The following is a 19,052-nucleotide window of genomic DNA, read 5'->3' as shown; positions in this document are numbered from 1 at the left end:
AATAGGGGTCATCAAGCACGCTTCGCTCATATAAGCGAGAATGCGTGTCGCATGACGGTGCGACGTCCTGGGCCGCGAAAGCACCCCAACTCAATAAGGAAGTTGCATGACAGATAGCAAAACCCCGCAGGTCTCAGACGCATTGGCGGTGTTTACGCACACGGGGAGCGCCCCGGTTCGCTTTGAATTGCATGACAAAGGCGTGGTCTGCCAACAAGGCGACACGCGCCGCTACACCGCGTTCGCGGATGTCCTGGATCTTTGCCTGTTCCCCGCCGAAGCGGGCGCAACGGCAGGTCCGATCAACCAATTTGCCTACCGTACGAAGCTGGCGCAAGACTGGACCATCGTGTCCGGCGAGGTCAGCAACTTCGCCCAGTTCATGGATGCCTTCCGCTCGCGTTATGTCGCGCAGCGCCTGCCCGTGCTGGAAGCGTTGATGGCCGATGGTGAGCGCGTTGCGTTCCGGTATATCAAGTCCGGTGAGTTTCCCGGTGTTCAAACGCAGGAACTGGCCCTGTCGGCCGAAGGCCTGCATATCGATGGCGCCACCTGGCCTTACGAGTCGTTGCAGCGTATCGACCTGAACGACTGGACCGAAACCATCACGCTGCAAGACGATAGCGGCAAGACGGTGTTTTCGTGCGTGGCCACGCGTATTCTCAGCTCGGATCTGCTGGTGAACCTGGTGTACGACCAGCTGGGCCAGACGGCGGAATACGCCTGATAGGGCATTGCCCTCAAGCGGCGTAACGGGCGCGCTTGAAACGCAATGAAGAAGGGCCGCCATCGTGCTACGAGCGGCCCTTTTTGCATGCTGCGCGGCGAGATTAATGCCCGGCGTGCAGCGCCGGATTCAACGTGCCCCAGGCCGCCGTGCGCACCAAGGTTTCCACCACACCGGTTTGTGAATTGCGGCGGAACAGCAGGCCGTGCCGGCCCGCCAGCGACGCGGCTTTCACCACGGCGCCTTCGGGCGTCAACACGCGCGTGCCCGCCGTGATGTAGCAGCCGGCTTCCACCACGCAATCGTCGCCCAGCGAAATACCGATGCCGGAATTGGCGCCCAGCAGGCAGCGCTTGCCGATGGACACCACCTGCTTGCCGCCACCCGACATCGTGCCCATGATGGACGCGCCGCCGCCGATATCGCTGCCGTCATCGACGATGACGCCCGCGCTGATGCGGCCTTCGACCATCGAAGCGCCCAGCGTGCCGGCGTTGAAATTGCAGAAGCCTTCGTGCAGCACGGTGGTGCCTGGCGACAGGTACGCTCCCAGCCGCACGCGTGCCGTGTCGGCAATGCGCACGCCGCTGGGCACCACGTAGTCGGTCATGCGGGGGATCTTGTCCACGCCTCGTATTTCCAGCACCTGCCCGGTGGCGCGCAATTGCCAGCGCAGGGCATCGACCTGATCCACCGCGCACGGCCCGGCAGAGGTCCATGCCACGTTGGACAACACGCCGAACAAGCCGTCCAGGTTGGCCTCGTGCGGCCGGATCAGACGGTGGCTGAGCAGGTGCAGGCGCAGGTAGGCATCGTGCGCGTCTGCCGGTGGCGCAGCCAGTGACGCGATGGCCGTGCGCACCGCCACGATATCGACCTTGCGGCGCGTGTCGCGCACCAGCGCGGTGGGCACGTGTTCGCCCAGCGCCGCGCGCGCTTCCTCTGGCGTCAGGTGGCGCGTGCCCCCCGCCGGCGTGTGATCGGCCAGCGACGGGCGCGGGTACCAGGTGTCAAGGACGGTGCCGTCGGCCGCCAGCGTGGCAAGACCGTAGGCAATGGCGCTGTCTGAGGTGTCGGACATGGCGGATGGGCGTAGCGTTGACGTGGATTGAATGGTGAGGCCTGAGTGGGGCCTGAGGCGGGCCGGTGAATCGGGAAGTCACCGGCCCGCTTTCCCGGCCCGTTCTTCAGGCCAGTTCGCGCAGCAGCAATTCCCAGAACTTCAACCGCTGTTCCAGCGTGGACACCAGCACGTACTCGTTCAAGGTATGCGCGCCGTCGCCGTCCGCGCCCAGGCCGTCCAGCGTGGGGATGCCCATCGCAGAGGTGAAGTTGGCATCGCTGCCGCCACCCGTCATGGGCGCATCTTCCAGCAGGAAGCCGGCGCGGTCCGCGTAGCCTTGCACCAAGGCCAGCAAGGCTGCCGCCGCTTCCGTCTTGACCATCGGCGGGCGGTTCAATTCGACGTTGATGTCCAGTTCAACGTCAGGCCCCACCGCGCACAGTTCGCGCATGCGGCGCAGCACGTCTTCGGCCGCGCCCATGTCGGGCACGCGGAAGTCCACCACGCAGCGGCACAGCGCGGGCACGGTGTTGGTAACCGTGCCGCCGGCGATGGTGCCCACGCTGACCGTGATGCCACGGTCGTAATCGGTCATGGCTTCCAGCGCCAACACCTGATGCGCCATTTCACGAATCGCGCTGCGGCCCTTTTCGTGCTGCATGCCGGCGTGCGCCGGGCGGCCCTTTACGTTCAGGTTCAACATGCCCGTGCCCTTGCGCGCCGTGACGCACTTGCCGCCGTTCGGGCGGGCCGGTTCGCACACCAGCGCGTATTTGGCGTTGGCGGCAAAGCGTTCGATGTGCACGCGCGAGGCATGGCTGCCTGTTTCTTCGTCGGGTACCACCAGGAAGTCCACCGGCAGCTGCGTCGCGCCGGGGCGCGCCACGCCGGCCAGCGCCGTCAGCGCCAGATAGATACCCGCTTTCATGTCGTAGCTGCCCGGGCCGTAAAGACGGTCGCCGTCGATACGGACCGGGTTCTCCAGCAGGGTGCCCACCGGATGCACCGTGTCCATGTGCGCCAGGATCAGGATGCCGGGGCGCGTGTCGCCGGGGGCGCGGTTGGTGGCGTACAGCAACGGGCCCGTGGTGGGGCCCAGCGACGACAGTTCCACCCTCAAGCCCGCGGCGGCCGCGTAGTCGGCGATGATGCGCGCCATGGCGGCGATGCCGTCGGGGTAGTTCGACGGCGATTCGCATTGCAGCCAGCTTTGAATGCCGGCGACGATCTGTTCAGTGCTTTGGGTGTTGGACATGGCGGTATCGGGTTTCAGCAATGAAAGGGAAAAAGACGATCAGGCGACCTGCTGACCGGCCAGGCGGGCCAGTTCGGCGGCATCGGGCATCTGGCCGTCAAACCACAAGCTGGCGCACACGGCCGACATGGCGCGGCCATCGTGGCCGATGCCGGGCACCACTTGCAGCGTCCAGCCGAACGGCACGCCACGGCGCTCGGCTTCGCGCTTGCCGAAGTCGTAGTAGTTCTGCGCGCGCGCAAAGCGGTGCGGGCCCTGGCGCATGGCGGCGGGCTCGGACGGCAGGTTGGGGTCGTCGGTGGCGATGTCCTGGTCGCCGGCCAGGATCGTCATCGGATAGGCCAGCAGCTTGACCAGGTGGTCTTCGGTCAAGCCCACGCCGTCCATGCCTTCAGGGAACGGATAGTCGAACGTGGGCAGCGTGTACCAGCCCGGGTTGCCCGCCGCGACGGCCTTGAACGGCGCGTGCGACTGGCTGCTCATCAGGCGGTGCACGAACTGGCCGCCGGCCGAATGGCCGAACAGGTAGACGTTCTGGCCGTCGGTGATTTCACCGGCAATCATGTCCTTGATGACGTTGCCCACCAGCGCGTAGGTCCAGCCGTCGATGTGGCGCGGGTTGCCGCCGGCCGAGAACACGCGGCCGTTGTTGTAGCTTTCCACGCCCGGCCAGATTTCGTTGGAGAACGTCAACGCCACGATCAGCAGCTTGTGCTTGTCGGCGGCCTCGACCCAGAAATCGCGGTATTCATCGCCGTTGCGCAGCACGCCGTGCTGCACGATGACGACCGGGCGGTCGGGCGTGTAGCCGTACGGCCGATACGTTTGCAGCTTGAACGGACGATCCGAATTGCGGTCTTCGTCGATGTACTGGATGGTGTTGCGGCCCGCATGGCCCATTTCGATGGCGATGCGGTCCACGTTGGACATGTCGGAGGGTTTCATCAGGCGCTCGCTTCGTTCAGGTGGCAGGCCGACCAGTGGCCCGCCGAGATTTCTTTCAGGACCGGCGCCTGCTCGCGGCAGCGCGGCATGGCGTGGGGGCAACGGGGGTTGAAGGTACAGCCCGGCGGCGGGTTCAGCGGCGACGGGATTTCGCCCTTGATCGGCGTGAACTTGCGGCCACGGCGGGAGACGTCCGGCACTTCGGCCATCAGGGCCTGGGTGTAGGGATGGTTGGCGCGCGCGAAGATCTCGGCCGACGTGGAGATTTCCACGATCTTGCCCAGGTACATGATCGCGACACGATCCGAGATGTGCTTGACCACGCCCAGGTCGTGGCTGATGAACAGGTAAGTGAAACCGTGCTGCTCGCGCAGGTCCATGAACAGGTTGATCACCTGCGCCTGAATCGACACGTCCAGCGCGGCCACGGGCTCGTCGCAGACCAGGAACTTGGGCGCCACCATCAGCGCGCGGGCGATGCCGATGCGCTGGCGCTGGCCGCCGGAAATCTGGTGGGGAAAGCGGTCGCGGTATTCGGCGTCCAGGCCCACTTCCTTCAAGGCCTGGTCGATGCGCGCGGGGATCTCGGCCGGCGGCGCCAGCTTGTGGACCTTAAGCGATTCGCCCAGGATCTGGCGCAGGCGCTGACGCGGGTTCAAGGACGCTTGCGGGTCCTGGAAAATCATCTGCACGCCCAGCGTATAGGCCAGCTTGTCGGCGCCACGCAGGCGCACGGCATCGCGGCCCTGATACAGCAGTTCGCCTTCGGTCTGGCGGTGCAAGCCGGCCACGACGCGTCCCAACGTGGACTTGCCGCAACCGGACTCGCCCACCAGCCCGACGACTTCGCCGCGCTTGATGGACAGGTCCACGCCGTTCACGGCATACACCGTGCGGCGGTCCAGCGGGCGGCCGGTCAGGGCCAGGATGCGCTGGGCCAGATCGGGGCGCTGTTCGAATCGCTTGTGGACGTTCTTGAGCTCGATGACGGGAGTATCGGCTTGGCTCATGCTTGCTGTGCCTCGCGGGCTATCGGCACGTAACAGCGGTAGCTGCGCGGACCTTCGGTGGTAACGGAGGGGGCTTGTTCGGTGCAGCGCGTGACCGCCTTGGGGCAGCGCGGCCTGAACGCACAGCCCGAAGGGCGGCCCGCCAGGCTGGGCGCCATGCCGTTGATCTGGTGCAGGCGCGCGCCGGGTTGCGTGGCGCCGGGCATCGAATCCAGCAGGCCGCGCGTGTACGGGTGGCGCGGCGCGGCCAGCACCTGTTCGACCGGGCCGCTTTCAACGATGCGGCCGGCGTACATGACGGCGACTCGGTCGGCCAGTTCAGCCACCACGCCCAGGTCGTGCGTGATCCAGATAAGCGCGGTGTTGTGCTCGCGGCAGATCTCTTGCATGCGGTAAAGAATCTGGCCCTGGATGGTGACGTCCAGCGCGGTCGTGGGTTCGTCGCAGATGATGAGGTCGGGCTTGTTCAGCATGGCGATGGCAATTGCCACGCGCTGGCGCATACCGCCCGAGAACTCGTGCGGATAGCTCTTCAAGCGCGATTCCGGCGACGGTATGCCCACCATCGCCAGCGCCTCGCGGCAACGTTCCTCGGCTTGCGCGCGCGACACGTTTTCGTGCGTGAGGATGGCTTCCATCATCTGTTCGCCGATGCGCAGCACCGGGTTCAGCGTCATCAAGGGGTCTTGGAAGATCATGGCGATGCGGTTGCCGCGCAACTGGCGCATCTGCTCTTCCGTCAGCTTGCGCAGGTCGGTGCCCTTGAACTTCACTTCGCCGTCCACCACTTCCCCGGGTGGGTCGATCAACCCCAGCAGCGAGAAACCGGTCACGGATTTGCCGGAGCCCGATTCACCGACCAGGCCCACGATTTCGCCACGGCGAACGGTAATGTCGACGCCGTCAACGGCCAGGTACGCGCCGGCTTCGGTATGGAATGCAGTGCGCAGTCCGCGCACATCAAGAAGAATGTCGCTCATTTCAGTAGTCCATTGCGCCACAGGCTACCCGCAGCGTATGCCACGGGAGTCGCGCCATCGGGATGCCGCGGAGCCGGCTTTGCCGGTCCGCCGGCATGCCCCCTTGAGGGGGAAGCGCATCGCGCTTCGGGGGTGGGCGTCATCGTTTGGGGTCCAGGCTTTCACGCAGGCGGTCGCCCACGATATTGATGGAAAGAATCAGCACCAGCAGCGCAATGCCGGGGAACAGGCTGATCCAGTAATCGCCGGACAGCAGGTATTGGAATCCGTTGGAGATCAACAGGCCCAGCGAGGGCTCGGTGATCGGCACGCCGACGCCCAGGAAGGACAGCGTGGCTTCCAGCGCGATGGCGGTTGCGATCTGGATGGTGGCGAACACCATGACGGGGCCCAGGCAGTTTGGCAGCAGGTGGAACACCATGATGCGCCAGGCCGGAAAGCCCAGGTTGGCGGCGGCTTCCACGTATTCCTTGCGGCGCTCTTGCAACGCGCGGCTGCGCATGATGCGGGCGTAGTGCCCCCACTGCACCAGCACCAGCGCCAGGATCACCTTGTCCACCCCGCGTCCCAGCACCACCAGCAGCACCAGCGCCACGAGGATGGTGGGAAAGCCCAGGATGAAGTCAACGATGCGCATCAGGATGGTGTCGACCAGGCCGCCGACATAGGCGGCGATCAGGCCGATGGCGCCGCCGATGGCGGTGGCCAGCACCACGGCCGACAAGCCCACCATCAGGCTGATGCGCAGGCCGTACAGGATGGCGCTGAGCATGTCGCGGCCCTGGTCATCGGTGCCCAGCCACGCGATGCTGCCGTCCATCAGCGCCTGGCGCGGCGCCAGCCGGCCGTCCATCAGCGACAGGTTGGCCAGGTCATAGGGGTTCTGCGGCGCGAAGTAGGGCGCGAACACCACCAGGATGATCAGGATGGCCAGCGCGATGACCGAGCCGCGCACGGTGGGGCGCGCATGCAGTTTTTTCAGGATGGAGGCGCGCTGCGGGGTCTCGGCCAGAGGCTGGACGGTGCGGGTGCGGCCGGGATTGGGAGAGTTAGCCATGGCGGATTATTGAGCGGAGGCCACCAGCTGCACGCGCGGGTCGAGCGCCGCGTACAGGATGTCCACAACCAGGTTGATGACCACGAAGATCAGGGTGACCAGCATCACGTAGGCGACCACCACCGGGCGGTCCAGCTGGTAGACGCTGTCAATCAGCAGCTTGCCCATGCCGGGCCACGCGAAGACGGTTTCGGTGATGGTGGAATAGGCGATCAGGCTGCCGAATTCCATGCCGATCACGGTCACGACCGGGATCAGGATGTTGCGCAGAATGTGGCGGCGCACGATGCGGCCGGGCTTGACGCCCTTGGCGCGCGCGAATTTCACGTAGTCCTGACTGCGCGCCTCGACCACGCCCGAGGCCGTCAGGCGCAGGACCAGCGCGATATTGGCCAGCGCCAGGTTGATGGCCGGCATGATCAGGTGCGACCAGCCATCGGCCGTCAGGATGGACAGGCGCACGCCCAGCACGGTGACGGTGTCGCCGCGCCCCGTGGCCGGCAGCCAGCCCAGCCACACGGCGAACAGCAGGATCAGCATCATGCCCTGCCAGAAGTTCGGCAGCGAAAAGCCCAGCACCGACGACGCCATGATGCCGCGGCCCAGGTAGTCGTCGCGGTACAGGCCGGCCACCAGCCCCAGTGGAATCCCGATCACACAGGTCAGCATGATGGCCACGATGACGAGTTCGAACGTGGCGGGAATGCGCTGCACGATCAGCTCAATGGCCGGGATGCCGTGCACGAACGACGTGCCCAGGTCGCCATGCAGCGCGCGCCACAGGAACCCGGTGTATTGCTGCCACACGGGCAGGTCCAGGCCCAGGCGGGCGATCATCGCCTCGCGGGCGGCCTGGCTGGCTTCGGGGCTGACCAGCAGTTCGATCGGGTCGCCCACGGCATACACCGCGAAAAAGACCACGACCGATACGGCCAGCAGTACGAACAGACTCTGGATCAGTCTGCGCAGGATGAACAAGGCCACGTGATGATTTCCTTGGTGGGCTCAGGGTTTCTTGGCGCGCCGGGTGTTGGCTTGGCGTGTTGAGTGGGTTGGGTTGTTTGGTTGCTTACTTGGGCGATTACTTGGGCGACTACTTGGCCGGTCGGGCCGACATGGCCAGCGTGTACTGATCCGCACGGCCCTCGTAGACCAGCCCCTTCTTGAACGCCCAGATGCTGCTTTCAAAGTGCAGGGGAATGCTGGGCAGGTCGGCCAGCGCAATCGCCAGCGACTGTTGCAGCAGCTTTTCCCGCTCGGCCGGGTCCACGGTCACCAGCGCGCGCTTGAACACGCCGTCGAACTCGGGGTTGTCGTAACCCCCATAGTTGCTGGTGCCCAGGCCGTGCTCTTTGTCGAACCGGCTGACCCAGTATTGTAGGAAAGACGACGCCTCGCCCGTCTCAGACGACCAGCCGCCCATGGCAAAACTGAATTCGCGCTTGGCCCGCTTGGGGAAATACACCGAGCGCGTCATCGCGTCGACCGTGGTCTTGATGCCCACGCGCGACAGGTACTGCGCCACGGCCTGCGAGATCTGGGCGTCGTTGATGTAGCGGTCGTTGGTGGACGAAATGGTCAGGTCGAAGCCGTTGGGGTAGCCGGCTTCGGCCAGCAGTTTCTTGGCGCCTTCAGGGTCGTACTTGAGTTCGGGCGGATGGCGCAGCGTGCCGAACATGCCGTCGGGCAGGAACTGGTTGGCGGGCGTGGCGGCGCCGTCCATGATGCGCGCGGCGATGGTCTTGCGATCGATCGCCATGGAAATGGCGCGGCGCACGCGCACGTCCTGCAAGGGGTTCTTGCCGTCGGCGGCCTTGACGGTGGGGCTGGGGCTGCGGCCCACATCAAACTGGAAATACACCACCCGCACCGACGGCGTGATCACATGGCCGAAGCCCGGCGTTTCCGAAATGCGCTTCACATCGCGCGCGGCGGGGTTTTCGATCAGGTCGAAGTCACCGGCCAACAGGCCCGTCAGGCGCGGGCCGGCGGCCGGCACGGGGATCAGCTTGACGTGCTGCCAGGCGGGTTTGTCACCCCAATAGCCGTCGTTGCGCGTCAGCTCGATGGCCGTGCCCTTCACATAGGACTTCAGTGTGTACGGGCCGGTGCCGATCACATCGCGGCCGCCATTGAAGTCGGCAACGGTGGGCCAGGGGCCGGTCACGCCGCACTTGTTCTTCAAGTCGAAGGTGATGGAACCGTGTTCGACGATGCCGCTCCAGAGCATGGCCGTGCGGGTCAGGTCGTTGGGCAGCAGCGGATAGGGCTTGTGCGTCTTGATGACCAGCTTGTTGCTGCCTTGCGCCTGGACGTCGGCAAACTTCTGCACAATCGCCGGGTACGAACCGCCAATCGCTTGTTCGTTATTCATCACGCGGCAGAACGTGAAGATGACGTCCTGTGCGGTGAAGGGCTGGCCGTTGGAAAATCGGGCGTTCTCGCGCAGCGTGAATTCCCAGGTGGTGTCGTCCAGCGCCTTCCAGCCCGTGGCCAGGCGCGGAATCAGGTCCATCCTGGCGTCCTGGCCCACCAGCGTCTCGAACATGTGCGAGGTCATCGCATCGTTGGGCGTGGCCTGGTGGTAGTGCGGGTCCATCGACGTGGGCTCGGACGACAGGCCGATCTTCAACGTGGTCGGCGTCGTCTGGGCCATGGCGGCGGGGGCGCCGGCCAACGTACAGGCCAAGGCCAGTAATGCGCTGCGGGTGGATACCTGGATGGACATGCTTTCCCTTGTTTTGAATGGTCGGCGGCGCCTCGTGGATGGGCGCCGCTCGTTGGTGCCTGTGGGTGTCAATCAGCCAATAGGCTGCGCCAGCCGCACGACGGTCACGCCGGGCCGCAGGTTGGCGGTGGACGGCATGATCAGCACGCAGTTGTCATACGGAGTGACGACCGGTTCGCCTTCGGACCAGCCGATGACGGTGCCGGCGGTGGCCAGCGTTTCCAACCCTTTCCAGGGTTCGGCAAAACGGAAGTCGGCGCTTTTTGCCGCAACGGCGTGGGTCACGCGCAGCGCGCGCTGTGGGGCCGCGGCGGGTTCGATCCAGCCGGCGGGGATGTCCGCGCGGTCAAGCGTGCCGGCTTGGAGCAGGAAGCGGGCCATCTGGTCCACCGCCACGCCGCGCGCTTCGGGCGCGCCATGGAAGCCGCATTCAATCAGCAAGGACCTCGTGCCGTTGTCGCCGGCCTCGCCAAAGCGGCCATAGTCGCGCATGCGCACGCCGGCCGCATGGCCCGCGTCGGCAATGATGGTGGCGGGGTTGCCCAGCGCCAGGGCCAGGTCGATATTGCGCTGTTCCATGCCGGTCAGTTGCAGCGGCACGTCGGAATTGCTCATGGAATGAAAGTCCAGCAACCAGTCGGACTGTTCGACCCATGGACGGATTTGCGCGGCGCGGCGGCGTTCCTGGCTGATGGGCACCGTCAGCTTGTCGTCGCTCCAGACGCGGTTCATGTCTTCGTCGACAAAGCGCGCGGGGGCGTAGTTGGTGGAATCAAAGCGGTCGAATGCGGCCAGGTTGCAGAAGGCCAGCGTCAGCGTACCCCGGCGGGGACGCAGCCCGGCCGTCAGTGCTTCTTTCAGGGCCCAGGCGCCGCACAGCTCGTTGCCGTGGATCAGCGCGCTCAACATGACGCGCTTGCCGGGCACGCCGGAATCGAAATGCCAGACGCCGGGCGTATCCGTATTGCCCAAGCGTTCGGCCGACAAATCCGGACAGGCTAAAAGAAAAGGGCGCGGACGGGCCGCGGGGGTAGGCGTGGGCATGGCAACTCCGATGAAGCGGGGGAATTGTATAGGGTATCCGACCAAAAAAAACGGCTGCGCAGGGCAGCCGTTTCCTGGTTCAGACGCGGTGGATCACTTCTTGTCGGGCGTGACGGACGTGGCCAGGGTGTACTGGTCGCGGCGGCCTTCGTAGGTGATGCCCTTGCGGAAGGCCCAGATGCTGCTTTCAAAGTGCAGCGGGATCAGCGGCACGTTGTCCAGGGCGATCTGGGTGGATTCCTGCAACAGCTTCTCGCGCTTGGGCGCGTCCACCGTCACGATGGCCTGCTTGTAGACCTTGTCGAAATCGGCATTGGAAAAGCCGCCGTAGTTGCTGGTGCCCAGGCTGTTGGGCGAATCCAGGGACGCAACCCACAGCTGGAACAACGCCGAGGCTTCACCCGTTTCCGCCGGCCAGCCGCCCATCGAGAAGCTGAACTCGCGCTTGGCGCGCTTTGGGAAATAGATGGATGCCGTCATGGCGTCCACGTTGGTCTTGATGCCGACGCGGGCCAGGTATTGCGCCACGGCTTGAGCGACCTGGCCGTCGTTGACGTAGCGGTCGTTGGTGGACGACAACGTCAATTCAAAGCCGTTCGGGTAGCCGGCTTCGGCCAGCAGCTTCTTGGCGCCTTCCGGGTCGTACTTGATTTCCGGGGCCTTGGGCAGCGCGCCGAACATGCCGTCGGGCATGAACTGGTAGGCCGGGGTGGCCATGCCGTCCATGATGCGGGCGGTGATGGTCTTGCGGTCGATGGCCATCGAAATCGCCTTGCGCACGCGCAGGTCTTGCAGCGGGTTCTTGCCGTCGGCGCTCTTGACGAACGGGCTGGGGTTGCGGCCCACGTCCGGCTGGAAGAACACCAGGCGGGTGGACGGCGTGGCCACAAAGCCGAACTTCGGGTTGTCCTTCAGGCGCGGCAGGTCGCGCGCGGCCGGGTTTTCGATCATGTCGAAGTCACCCGACAGCAGGCCGGTCAGGCGCGGGCCGGCGGAGGGCACCGGCACGAACTTCACTTCCTTCCAGTGCGGCTTCTCGCCCCAGTAGTTCTCGTTGCGGACCAGTTCGATGCCGGTGCCCTTCACGTAGGACTTCAGGGTGTAGGGGCCGGTGCCGATGGAATCCTTGCCGTTGTTGAAGTCGGCAACCGTGGGCCACGGGCCCGTCACGCCGCAACCCTTCTTGGGATCGAACGTGAGCTTGCCGTGCTCGACAATGCCGTTCCAGACGATGGGCAGCGAGCGGGCCAGCTCGGCGGGCATCAGGGGGAAGGGCTCGCCGGTCTTGATGATGACGGTGTGCGCGTCGGGCGTTTGCACGTCCGTGATGCGCTTGGTCATGTCCATGTAGGACTGCGACACGTTGGTTTCGTTGTTCAGCGTGCGGCAGATGGTGAACAGCACGTCTTCGGACGTGAACGGCTTGCCGTTCGAGAACTTGACGTCGTCGCGCAGCTTGAATTCCCAGGTCAGGTCGTCCAGGTTCTTCCAGGACTTGGCCAGTTGGGGCGTCAACTTCATGTCGGCGCTGCGGCCCACCAGCGAACTGTAGACGTGCGCCGAGAACGCGTCGTTCTGCGTCATCTTGTGATAGTGGGGGTCCGCCGAAGTGGGTTCGGCCGACAGGCCGATCTTCAGCGTCTGGGCTTGGGCGGCTGCCAAGGGAATGGCGGCGGCCACAAGGGCCAGGGTGGTGCGCAACTTCATGGTGACAACTCCGGAGGAATAACGAACCGGATCGTGCCTGCGCGACAACCACCAAGGCCGGGGCAAACACAGCGTGTCGACCGCAAGAGATGCTTTGGGAAGGGGAAGGCGCCAGGCACGACGGCAAGGGGCCGATTATCGGTAGGGGCTTCGCGCGCTGTCAATGAAGAACGGCGAACCAGGCGCTAGGGAAAACGCCGAGAAGAGGGGGGTGGCGCAGGGCCAAAGAGGGCGCCGCGAGGGTTCTCGTTGTACATCACGGGAACCGGCGCGGCGCGAAGGCGCCTGTGAGGGACGGCGCCAGATACTCGTTGCCGGGGCGCTTGGCTGGCAAGCGGGCCGTGCAACGACAGCGCGCCGGGCGAAATCGCGGGAGATCGTCGCGATTTCAGCCCAGCGCGGCTGTTTTTACCACTGCGAGCCGGAGAAGCGCGAGCTGGCGGCGCGGGCCTTGTTCATCGATTCGTTGACTTCGTCGATGAAGGCGAACACGCCAGCAACAGCGGCGATCACGGCTTGGCCGGCCTTCTTCAGGCTGGTCAGCGGGTGGGAATTGGGTTGATTTTCGAGGGCGCCGCGCAGCAGGTCGCGCTCCAGCGCGTCGGTCAGGCGGGCAGTGCTATTCAGGGTCAGTTCAGTCATGGTCTTTCTCCAGTCCGTTTCGTCTTGGTGAAAACCATTATAGGGATAACCCTAGGGGCGGCGCAATGATTGTTTTAGGGAAAACCCCTAGTATGTTGTAAAAATGTTTATTTGACGGGGACTTAGCGGCCATTGCGCAGGGCGCGGGCCGCGTTTGGCAGCTCTGAGGCGGTCAGGCCGATCGGGCCCACACCGGCTGCCACCAGCGCATCCGCCGCCGCGCCGTGCAGCCAGACGGCGCCGGGCACGGCTTGATCCTCGGGCAGCGTCTGTGCCAATAAAGATCCCAGCATTCCTGCCAGAACGTCGCCGGTGCCGGCCGTGGCCAAACCGGGATTGCCGCTGGTATTGACCCGGATGCCGCGAGCCGGGTGGCAGACCACCGTGCCCGCGCCTTTCAGCACCACCCAGCATTGATAGCGCTGTGCCAGTTTCCAGGCGGCGCCGGGGCGGTCCGCCTGCACCTGGGCGACGGGGATGCCCAGCAGGCGGCCGGCTTCGGCAGGATGCGGCGTCAGCACAACCGGGCCGGCGCCCCAATTGGGCTGGATGCCGCCGCTGGCCAAGAGGTTAAGCCCGTCGGCGTCCAGCACCAGCGGGGTTTGGCGCCGTAGCACGAACAGTTCCGACAGGGCGTTGGCCGCCAGCCCGCCGGTCCCGATGCCGCAACCCGCCACCCAGGTAGTCACGCCCCAATCGGTGTCCAGCAGCGAGCGGGCATCGCGCAGCATCAATTCCGGCTGTTGCGGATCGCAAGCCAGCGGCGACGCTTCCTGCGCAAAGCCCACCAGCACCTTGCCCGCTCCGGTCAACAAGGCGGCGCGGGCGGCGAGCAGTGCCGCGCCTGTCATTCCGGGGCCGCCACCCACCACGCCGACCGTGCCGAAGCTGCCCTTGTGCGTGTCAGCGTCGCGGGGGGCGAACAGGGCTGGCAGGCTGGCGCGGTCAATGGGGGCGCCGGCGGTCGGGGCGGGGGTGTTCATTGGCTGAGGCTCCTGGGGACAAGCGGCTGGGCGGCGTTCGTGTATCCACTATAGTGCGCAAAAACATGCCGGCCTGTACGCCCGGCAGCCCCCGACAACCCCGGAGTAGACAATGACCGATATCACGCTGCAACACTATTCAGCCTATGAATCCCTGAAGCTGCGCCGGCACCCCGGTGGCGTGCTGGAGCTGATCATGGGCGCCAAGGGCGGCCAGCCCGGCAAGCTGTCCACGGCGGATGACCGCATGCACCGCGAGCTGGCGGACATCTGGCGCGACATCGACACCGACCCCGACACCCGAGTCGTGGTGATCCGTGGCGAAGGCAAGGGCTTTTCGGGAGGCGGCGACCTGGAGCTGGTGCAGCAGATGGCCGACGATTTTGACGTGCGCACCCGCGTCTGGCGCGAAGCGCGCGACCTGGTCTACAACATCATCAACTGCAACAAGCCCATCGTGTCCGCCATGCACGGCGCGGCGGTGGGGGCGGGGCTGGTAGCCGGCCTGCTGGCCGACATCTCGATTGCCGCGCGCGACGCCCGCATCATCGACGGCCACACCCGCCTGGGCGTGACGGCGGGCGACCACGCCGCTATCGTCTGGCCGCTGCTGTGCGGCATGGCCAAGGCCAAGTACTACCTGATGCTGTGCGAAACCGTGACGGGCGAAGAAGCCGAACGCATCGGCCTGGTGTCGCTGTGCGTCGATGAAGCCGATTTGATTCCCCGCGCCTTTGAAGTGGCCAACAAGCTGGCCGCCGGATCGCAAACCGCCATCCGCTGGACCAAGTATTCGCTGAACAATTGGCTGCGCATGGCCGGCCCCAGCTTCGATACGTCGCTGGCGCTGGAATTCATGGGATTTGGCGGGCCGGACGTCAAGGAAGGCATCCAGTCCCTGCGCGAACGTCGGGCACCCAATTTCCGGCCTGATTCGCCGTTTTGATGCGGCGCGCGGGGGGGGCGTGGACTCAACCGCCTGCAATCCCCCGCGCGTCGTCCGCTATTTCTTGAAGAACTTCGCGAACGCCGCCTGCGCCTCTTCGGTTTGCAGGCGGGCGCGGAACTGCTGGGTTTCGTAGTCCAGCGTTTCCTGGATGGCTGATCGATCAGCGCGTTTCATCATGGCCTTGGTCAGGCGCAATGCGGCCGGCGGTTGGCCGGCCAGGTCGGCGGCGGTGGCCTGTGCCGCGGCCAGCGCCCCGCCCGCCGCCGTGACGCTGGTGGCCAGGCCCGCGTCGCGCGCGTCCTCAGCCGAAAACGCCTTGCCCTGCAACAACCATTCGGCCGCGCGTCGGCCCGCCAGGCGCGGCATCAGCAGGCTGGACGCGCCTTCGGGGCACAGGCCCAGCGCCACAAACGGCATGCGCAGCGTGGCGCCCTGGCCAATATGGACAAAGTCGCAATGCTGCAACAAGGTGACGCCGATGCCGATGGCGTAGCCCTCGACCGCCGCAATCACCGGCACGTCGGCCGTGGACAGCGCCCGCAGGAACGTCAGCCCCGCGCTATCGCCCGCGCCGCGTTCGGCCTGGAAGTCTCGCAGATCATTGCCCGCCGTGAAGTGCTGGCCCGCGCCGGTCAGGATCACCGCCGAGACCGCCTGGTCGGCGCTGGCCAGCGACAGCTGCTCGGTCAGCGCGGCGTAGGTGGCGGTGTCCAGCGCGTTGCGGCGGTCCTGGCGGTCGATGGTCAGCGTCAGCACCGCGCCGTCGCGGGCGACTTTCAGCCCCGCGCTCATGCGAACGACCTGCCTTCCAGTTGCGCCTTGGCCTCGGCATATTCGCGGCGCAGCGTGGCGACGATTTCGCGCGTGGGCAACACGCTGGCGATGCCGCCCACGCCCTGGCCCGCGCCCCAGATGTCTTTCCACGGCTTGACCCGCGAGGATCCGAAGTTGGATGCTTCGCTGTCCGGCTGCGGCAGGTTGGCCGGGTCCAGCCCCGACGCGGTAATGCTGGCCTTCAGGTAATTGCCCGGGATGCCGGTGAAGAACGGCGTGTACAGGATGTCGGACGCGCTGGCTTGGACGATGGCGGATTTGTAGCCCTCGCTGGCGTTGGCTTCCTGGCTGGCGATAAAGCGCGTACCCATATAGGCAAAGTCGGCGCCCATCGCCAACGCCGCCAGCACGTGCGCGCCGGACGTGATGGCGCCGGACAGGATCAGCGGGCCGTCATAGAAGCGGCGCACTTCGGACAACAGCGCAAAGGGGCTAAGCGTGCCGGCGTGGCCGCCCGCGCCCGTGCACACCAGGATCAGTCCATCGACGCCCGCTTCCAGTGCCTTTTCGGCATGGCGCAGCGTGGTGACGTCGTGAAAAACCTTACCGCCCCAGTCGTGCACGCCTTTGACTAGATCGCCGGGGGCGCGCAGGCTGGTGATGATGAGCGGCACGCGGTGGCTGGCGCAAACGGCCAGGTCCTGTTCCAGTCGGTCGTTGGACTGGTGAATGATCTGGTTGACCGCAAACGGCGCCACGACGGCGCCGGGGTTGGCTTCCCGGTGCGAGGCCAACCCGGCCTGGACTTCATCCAGCCAGTCGGTCAACAGGCTTTGCGGACGCGCGTTCAGCGCGGGGAACGAACCCACGATGCCGCTTGTGCACTGCGCGATCACCAACTGCGGGTTTGAGACGATGAACATGGGGGCGCTGATGACCGGCAGGGACATCTGGCCATACAAATCTGTCACGAGAGAGTGGGGCATAGCGTCGTCGCGTTGTGTCCAGGTCAGTCCAGAAAGGGCTTGCCCGCAAGCACTCGGGCACCGAAAAACCATCTTGAGCCCAAAAGGCGGATGTGCCTATAATTACCTACCGACCGTCCGGTAATTAATTAATCTTTATTTAACGGCATGCGCCGAACCGCTGTCAATGCAAGGTCATCCGACCCGCGCGGGGACCTCGGCGCAACCCTCCAAAGGCTGTCATGGCGACCTCCGCCCCTCCTGTTCAGAAACGCGCCCGCGCCGGCCGCCCGCCCACGCTGGTGGCGCCCCGCGAACGCATCCTGGAAGAAGCCGCCAAGCTCTTCGCCCAAAGCGGTTACGACGGCAGTTCGGTGTCGGACCTGGCCGCCGCCATTGGCGTGTCCAAGGCCGCCATCTATCACTACTACACCACCAAGCAGGACATTTATGACGCCATCATCCTGGGCGTGCTGAATGGTTTGACCCAAAGCGTCGGCCAGGATGTGGCCGCCGCCCAGGGCGCAGCCGCCCGGCTACGCGCGTTCATGGTCGGCCACGCCCGCTACTTCGAACAGCACCATGCCGAATTCGTCACCATGCTGATCGGTTATTCCGGCATGGCGCTGCCCGAACGCGAAGACGCCGCCCGCCTGCGCGATGGCTACGAAAAGCGCCTGCGCGAAGTGATTGCGCAAGGCGTGGAGCAGGGCGTGTTCCGCCCGCTGGATGTGGCCGCGACCGGCCGCGCCGTGCTGTCCATGCTTAATTGGATGGTGCGCTGGTACAAGCCCGGCCAGGGCGACAGCGCCGAGACCATCGCCGACGGTTATTTCGATTTACTGGTGGGCGGCATGCGCGCCTGACGCACGGCCACCGACCCTCTGCCTGCTTATCCATCTTCTGAGACTTGCACCATGGCCCTCGACACTGAAACCCTGAACCTGTTGCTGGACGCCGTGCACCGCTTCGTGCACGAACGCCTGATTCCCGCCGAAGACGAATTGGCCACCAGCGGCCAGGTGCCGCCGGACATCGTTAACGAAATGCGCGAACTGGGCCTGTTCGGCCTGTCCATTTCGCCTGATTTCGGCGGCCTGGGCCTGACGATGGAAGAAGAAGTGCGCGTGGTGTTCGAACTGGGCCAGACCTCGCCCGCCTTCCGTTCGCTGGCGGGCACCAACATCGGCATCGGCTCGCAAGCCATCGTGCTGGCGGGCACGGACGAACAGCGCGCGCGCTATCTGCCCAAGCTGGCCAGCGGAGAGCTGATCGGCTCATTCGCGTTGACGGAGCCGGACGCCGGTTCCGACGCAATGGCGCTGCGCCTGTCCGCCGAGCGCGACGGCGACAGCTACGTGCTCAACGGCACCAAGCGCTACATCACCAACGCGCCCATCGCCGGCCTGTTCTCGGTGATGGCGCGCACGGCGCCCGAACGCCGCGCCAACTCCATTTCGTGCTTTCTGGTCGAAGCCGGCACGCCCGGCCTCATCATCGGCAAGCCCGACAAAAAGATGGGCCAGGCCGGCGCCTTGACCAGCGATGTGGTGTTCGACAACTGCCGCGTCCCGGCCAGCGCCTTGCTGGGCGGTGAAGAGGGCAACGGTTTCCGCACGTCGATGCGCGTGCTGGACAAGGGCCGGCTGCACATCTCGGCGCTGTGCGTGGGCATTGCCGACCGCTTGCTGGCCGACGCGGTCAAGTACGCCATGGAACGCAAGCAGTTCGGCCAGCCCATCGCCGAATTCCAGCTGATTCAGGCCATGATCGCCGACAGCCAGGCCGAGCTTTACGCCGCGCGCTGCATGGTGCTGGATGCCGCCCGCATGCGCGATCGTGGTGAGAACACCACCATGCAAGCCGCCTGCTGCAAGCTGTTCTCGACCGAAATGGTGGGCCGCGTCGCGGACCGCGCCGTGCAGATCCATGGCGGCGCGGGCTACATGTCGGAATACGCCGTTGAACGCTTCTACCGCGACGTGCGCCTGTTCCGCATCTTTGAAGGCACGTCGCAGATCCAGCAGTTGGTGATCGCGCGCGAAACGATCAAGGCGCATTCCTGAGCGTTTTCCGCCCCGAAATCCGGTCATAGTGTCCAAACAGCTAATATCCGGATTGACGAATGGTGCCGCGGGCGCGACCCTAACGGTCCGCGTCCGGGTATGACGCGCCGGCGGCTCAACCCGCCGGCATGACGGAATTCCAGTCTGGCTTCGCGCG

General features: G+C 65.5%; 18 protein-coding genes. 4 read left to right on the top strand and 14 right to left on the bottom strand.

Features of this window, described 5'->3' with window-relative positions; genetic code table 11:
• Positions 1–106 precede the first annotated feature (106 nt).
• Positions 107–727: a hypothetical protein gene (locus V6F88_RS22930; protein ID WP_332612462.1), complete on the top strand. Its 621-nt coding sequence runs from the start codon at positions 107–109 to the stop codon at positions 725–727.
• Positions 728–830: 103 nt separating this feature from the next.
• Here V6F88_RS22930 and dapD read toward each other — a convergent pair whose 3' ends face one another.
• The 12 genes from dapD to V6F88_RS22870 all read right to left on the bottom strand — a co-directional run bounded on the left by dapD (position 831) and on the right by V6F88_RS22870 (position 14,141).
• Positions 831–1,808 (bottom strand): 2,3,4,5-tetrahydropyridine-2,6-dicarboxylate N-succinyltransferase, encoded by a 978-nt coding sequence (gene dapD / locus V6F88_RS22925; RefSeq protein WP_332612461.1) that lies wholly within the window; start codon positions 1,806–1,808, stop codon positions 831–833.
• 106 nt (positions 1,809–1,914) lie between these two features.
• A complete protein-coding gene (locus V6F88_RS22920; protein WP_332612460.1) occupies positions 1,915–3,045 on the bottom strand; it encodes a M20 family metallopeptidase in 1,131 nt (376 codons plus the stop codon).
• Positions 3,046–3,084: 39 nt separating this feature from the next.
• Complete coding sequence (locus V6F88_RS22915; RefSeq protein ID WP_332612459.1) at positions 3,085–3,990, bottom strand: alpha/beta hydrolase; 906 nt, start codon at positions 3,988–3,990, stop codon at positions 3,085–3,087.
• Complete coding sequence (locus V6F88_RS22910; protein ID WP_332612458.1) at positions 3,990–5,000, bottom strand: ABC transporter ATP-binding protein; 1,011 nt, start codon at positions 4,998–5,000, stop codon at positions 3,990–3,992. Before V6F88_RS22910 ends, V6F88_RS22915 begins: the two co-directional genes overlap by 1 nt.
• On the bottom strand, positions 4,997–5,980 hold the full coding sequence (locus V6F88_RS22905) for an ABC transporter ATP-binding protein (protein ID WP_332612457.1): 984 nt from the start codon (positions 5,978–5,980) through the stop codon (positions 4,997–4,999). The genes V6F88_RS22910 and V6F88_RS22905 overlap by 4 nt, the downstream gene beginning before the upstream one ends.
• A 139-nt stretch (positions 5,981–6,119) precedes the next feature.
• On the bottom strand, positions 6,120–7,037 hold the full coding sequence (locus V6F88_RS22900) for an ABC transporter permease (RefSeq protein WP_332612456.1): 918 nt from the start codon (positions 7,035–7,037) through the stop codon (positions 6,120–6,122).
• A 6-nt stretch (positions 7,038–7,043) separates the two neighbouring features.
• Positions 7,044–8,021, bottom strand: a complete 978-nt coding sequence (locus V6F88_RS22895; protein WP_332612454.1) for an ABC transporter permease — start codon at positions 8,019–8,021, stop codon at positions 7,044–7,046.
• A 109-nt stretch (positions 8,022–8,130) separates the two neighbouring features.
• Positions 8,131–9,765 (bottom strand): ABC transporter substrate-binding protein, encoded by a 1,635-nt coding sequence (locus V6F88_RS22890; protein ID WP_332612452.1) that lies wholly within the window; start codon positions 9,763–9,765, stop codon positions 8,131–8,133.
• A 72-nt stretch (positions 9,766–9,837) separates the two neighbouring features.
• The gene (locus V6F88_RS22885; protein ID WP_332612450.1) at positions 9,838–10,809 is read right to left on the bottom strand and encodes a succinylglutamate desuccinylase/aspartoacylase domain-containing protein; all 972 of its coding nucleotides are present in this window, start codon (positions 10,807–10,809) and stop codon (positions 9,838–9,840) included.
• A 93-nt stretch (positions 10,810–10,902) separates the two neighbouring features.
• A complete protein-coding gene (locus V6F88_RS22880) occupies positions 10,903–12,516 on the bottom strand; it encodes an ABC transporter substrate-binding protein (RefSeq protein WP_332612449.1) in 1,614 nt (537 codons plus the stop codon).
• Positions 12,517–12,924: 408 nt separating this feature from the next.
• Positions 12,925–13,158, bottom strand: a complete 234-nt coding sequence (locus tag V6F88_RS22875; protein ID WP_332612448.1) for a hypothetical protein — start codon at positions 13,156–13,158, stop codon at positions 12,925–12,927.
• Between the two features lie 122 nt (positions 13,159–13,280).
• The gene (locus V6F88_RS22870; protein WP_332612447.1) at positions 13,281–14,141 is read right to left on the bottom strand and encodes an NAD(P)H-hydrate dehydratase; all 861 of its coding nucleotides are present in this window, start codon (positions 14,139–14,141) and stop codon (positions 13,281–13,283) included.
• 112 nt (positions 14,142–14,253) lie between these two features.
• Between V6F88_RS22870 and V6F88_RS22865 the strand changes: the two genes are divergently transcribed.
• Positions 14,254–15,087 (top strand): enoyl-CoA hydratase/isomerase family protein, encoded by an 834-nt coding sequence (locus V6F88_RS22865; RefSeq protein ID WP_046806609.1) that lies wholly within the window; start codon positions 14,254–14,256, stop codon positions 15,085–15,087.
• Positions 15,088–15,144: 57 nt separating this feature from the next.
• On the opposite strand, the gene V6F88_RS22860 is transcribed toward V6F88_RS22865, so the two are convergent.
• Positions 15,145–15,882: an enoyl-CoA hydratase-related protein gene (locus V6F88_RS22860; RefSeq protein ID WP_332612445.1), complete on the bottom strand. Its 738-nt coding sequence runs from the start codon at positions 15,880–15,882 to the stop codon at positions 15,145–15,147.
• The gene (locus tag V6F88_RS22855) at positions 15,879–16,850 is read right to left on the bottom strand and encodes an NAD(P)H-dependent flavin oxidoreductase (protein WP_332612443.1); all 972 of its coding nucleotides are present in this window, start codon (positions 16,848–16,850) and stop codon (positions 15,879–15,881) included. Before V6F88_RS22855 ends, V6F88_RS22860 begins: the two co-directional genes overlap by 4 nt.
• 221 nt (positions 16,851–17,071) lie before the next feature.
• Here V6F88_RS22855 and V6F88_RS22850 point away from each other — a divergent pair, with 221 nt between their 5' ends.
• Both V6F88_RS22850 and V6F88_RS22845 read left to right on the top strand, forming a co-directional pair.
• Positions 17,072–17,695: a TetR/AcrR family transcriptional regulator gene (locus V6F88_RS22850; RefSeq protein WP_046806606.1), complete on the top strand. Its 624-nt coding sequence runs from the start codon at positions 17,072–17,074 to the stop codon at positions 17,693–17,695.
• Positions 17,696–17,746: 51 nt separating this feature from the next.
• Positions 17,747–18,895 (top strand): acyl-CoA dehydrogenase family protein, encoded by a 1,149-nt coding sequence (locus V6F88_RS22845; protein WP_046806605.1) that lies wholly within the window; start codon positions 17,747–17,749, stop codon positions 18,893–18,895.
• Positions 18,896–19,052: the final 157 nt, after the last annotated feature.

Origin of the sequence: Achromobacter sp. ESBL13, from assembly GCF_036668755.1 — a bacterium.
Lineage (GTDB): Bacteria > Pseudomonadota > Gammaproteobacteria > Burkholderiales > Burkholderiaceae_B > Achromobacter.
This window is presented reverse-complemented; position numbering and strand designations above follow the sequence as displayed.

Excerpts from the sequence above, each read along its gene's own strand:
- V6F88_RS22920 (WP_332612460.1), bottom strand. The coding sequence starts at position 3,045 with ATGTCCAACACCCAAAGCACTGAACAGATCGTCGCCGGCATTCAAAGC.
- V6F88_RS22905 (WP_332612457.1), bottom strand. The coding sequence starts at position 5,980 with ATGAGCGACATTCTTCTTGATGTGCGCGGACTGCGCACTGCATTCCAT.
- V6F88_RS22870 (WP_332612447.1), bottom strand. The coding sequence starts at position 14,141 with ATGAACACCCCCGCCCCGACCGCCGGCGCCCCCATTGACCGCGCCAGC.
- V6F88_RS22885 (WP_332612450.1), bottom strand. The coding sequence starts at position 10,809 with ATGCCCACGCCTACCCCCGCGGCCCGTCCGCGCCCTTTTCTTTTAGCC.
- V6F88_RS22865 (WP_046806609.1), top strand. The coding sequence starts at position 14,254 with ATGACCGATATCACGCTGCAACACTATTCAGCCTATGAATCCCTGAAG.
- V6F88_RS22930 (WP_332612462.1), top strand. The coding sequence starts at position 107 with ATGACAGATAGCAAAACCCCGCAGGTCTCAGACGCATTGGCGGTGTTT.
- V6F88_RS22890 (WP_332612452.1), bottom strand. The coding sequence starts at position 9,765 with ATGTCCATCCAGGTATCCACCCGCAGCGCATTACTGGCCTTGGCCTGT.
- V6F88_RS22855 (WP_332612443.1), bottom strand. The coding sequence starts at position 16,850 with ATGCCCCACTCTCTCGTGACAGATTTGTATGGCCAGATGTCCCTGCCG.
- V6F88_RS22875 (WP_332612448.1), bottom strand. The coding sequence starts at position 13,158 with ATGACTGAACTGACCCTGAATAGCACTGCCCGCCTGACCGACGCGCTG.
- V6F88_RS22910 (WP_332612458.1), bottom strand. The coding sequence starts at position 5,000 with ATGAGCCAAGCCGATACTCCCGTCATCGAGCTCAAGAACGTCCACAAG.
- V6F88_RS22860 (WP_332612445.1), bottom strand. The coding sequence starts at position 15,882 with ATGAGCGCGGGGCTGAAAGTCGCCCGCGACGGCGCGGTGCTGACGCTG.
- V6F88_RS22900 (WP_332612456.1), bottom strand. The coding sequence starts at position 7,037 with ATGGCTAACTCTCCCAATCCCGGCCGCACCCGCACCGTCCAGCCTCTG.
- V6F88_RS22880 (WP_332612449.1), bottom strand. The coding sequence starts at position 12,516 with ATGAAGTTGCGCACCACCCTGGCCCTTGTGGCCGCCGCCATTCCCTTG.
- V6F88_RS22845 (WP_046806605.1), top strand. The coding sequence starts at position 17,747 with ATGGCCCTCGACACTGAAACCCTGAACCTGTTGCTGGACGCCGTGCAC.
- dapD (WP_332612461.1), bottom strand. The coding sequence starts at position 1,808 with ATGTCCGACACCTCAGACAGCGCCATTGCCTACGGTCTTGCCACGCTG.
- V6F88_RS22850 (WP_046806606.1), top strand. The coding sequence starts at position 17,072 with ATGGCGACCTCCGCCCCTCCTGTTCAGAAACGCGCCCGCGCCGGCCGC.
- V6F88_RS22915 (WP_332612459.1), bottom strand. The coding sequence starts at position 3,990 with ATGAAACCCTCCGACATGTCCAACGTGGACCGCATCGCCATCGAAATG.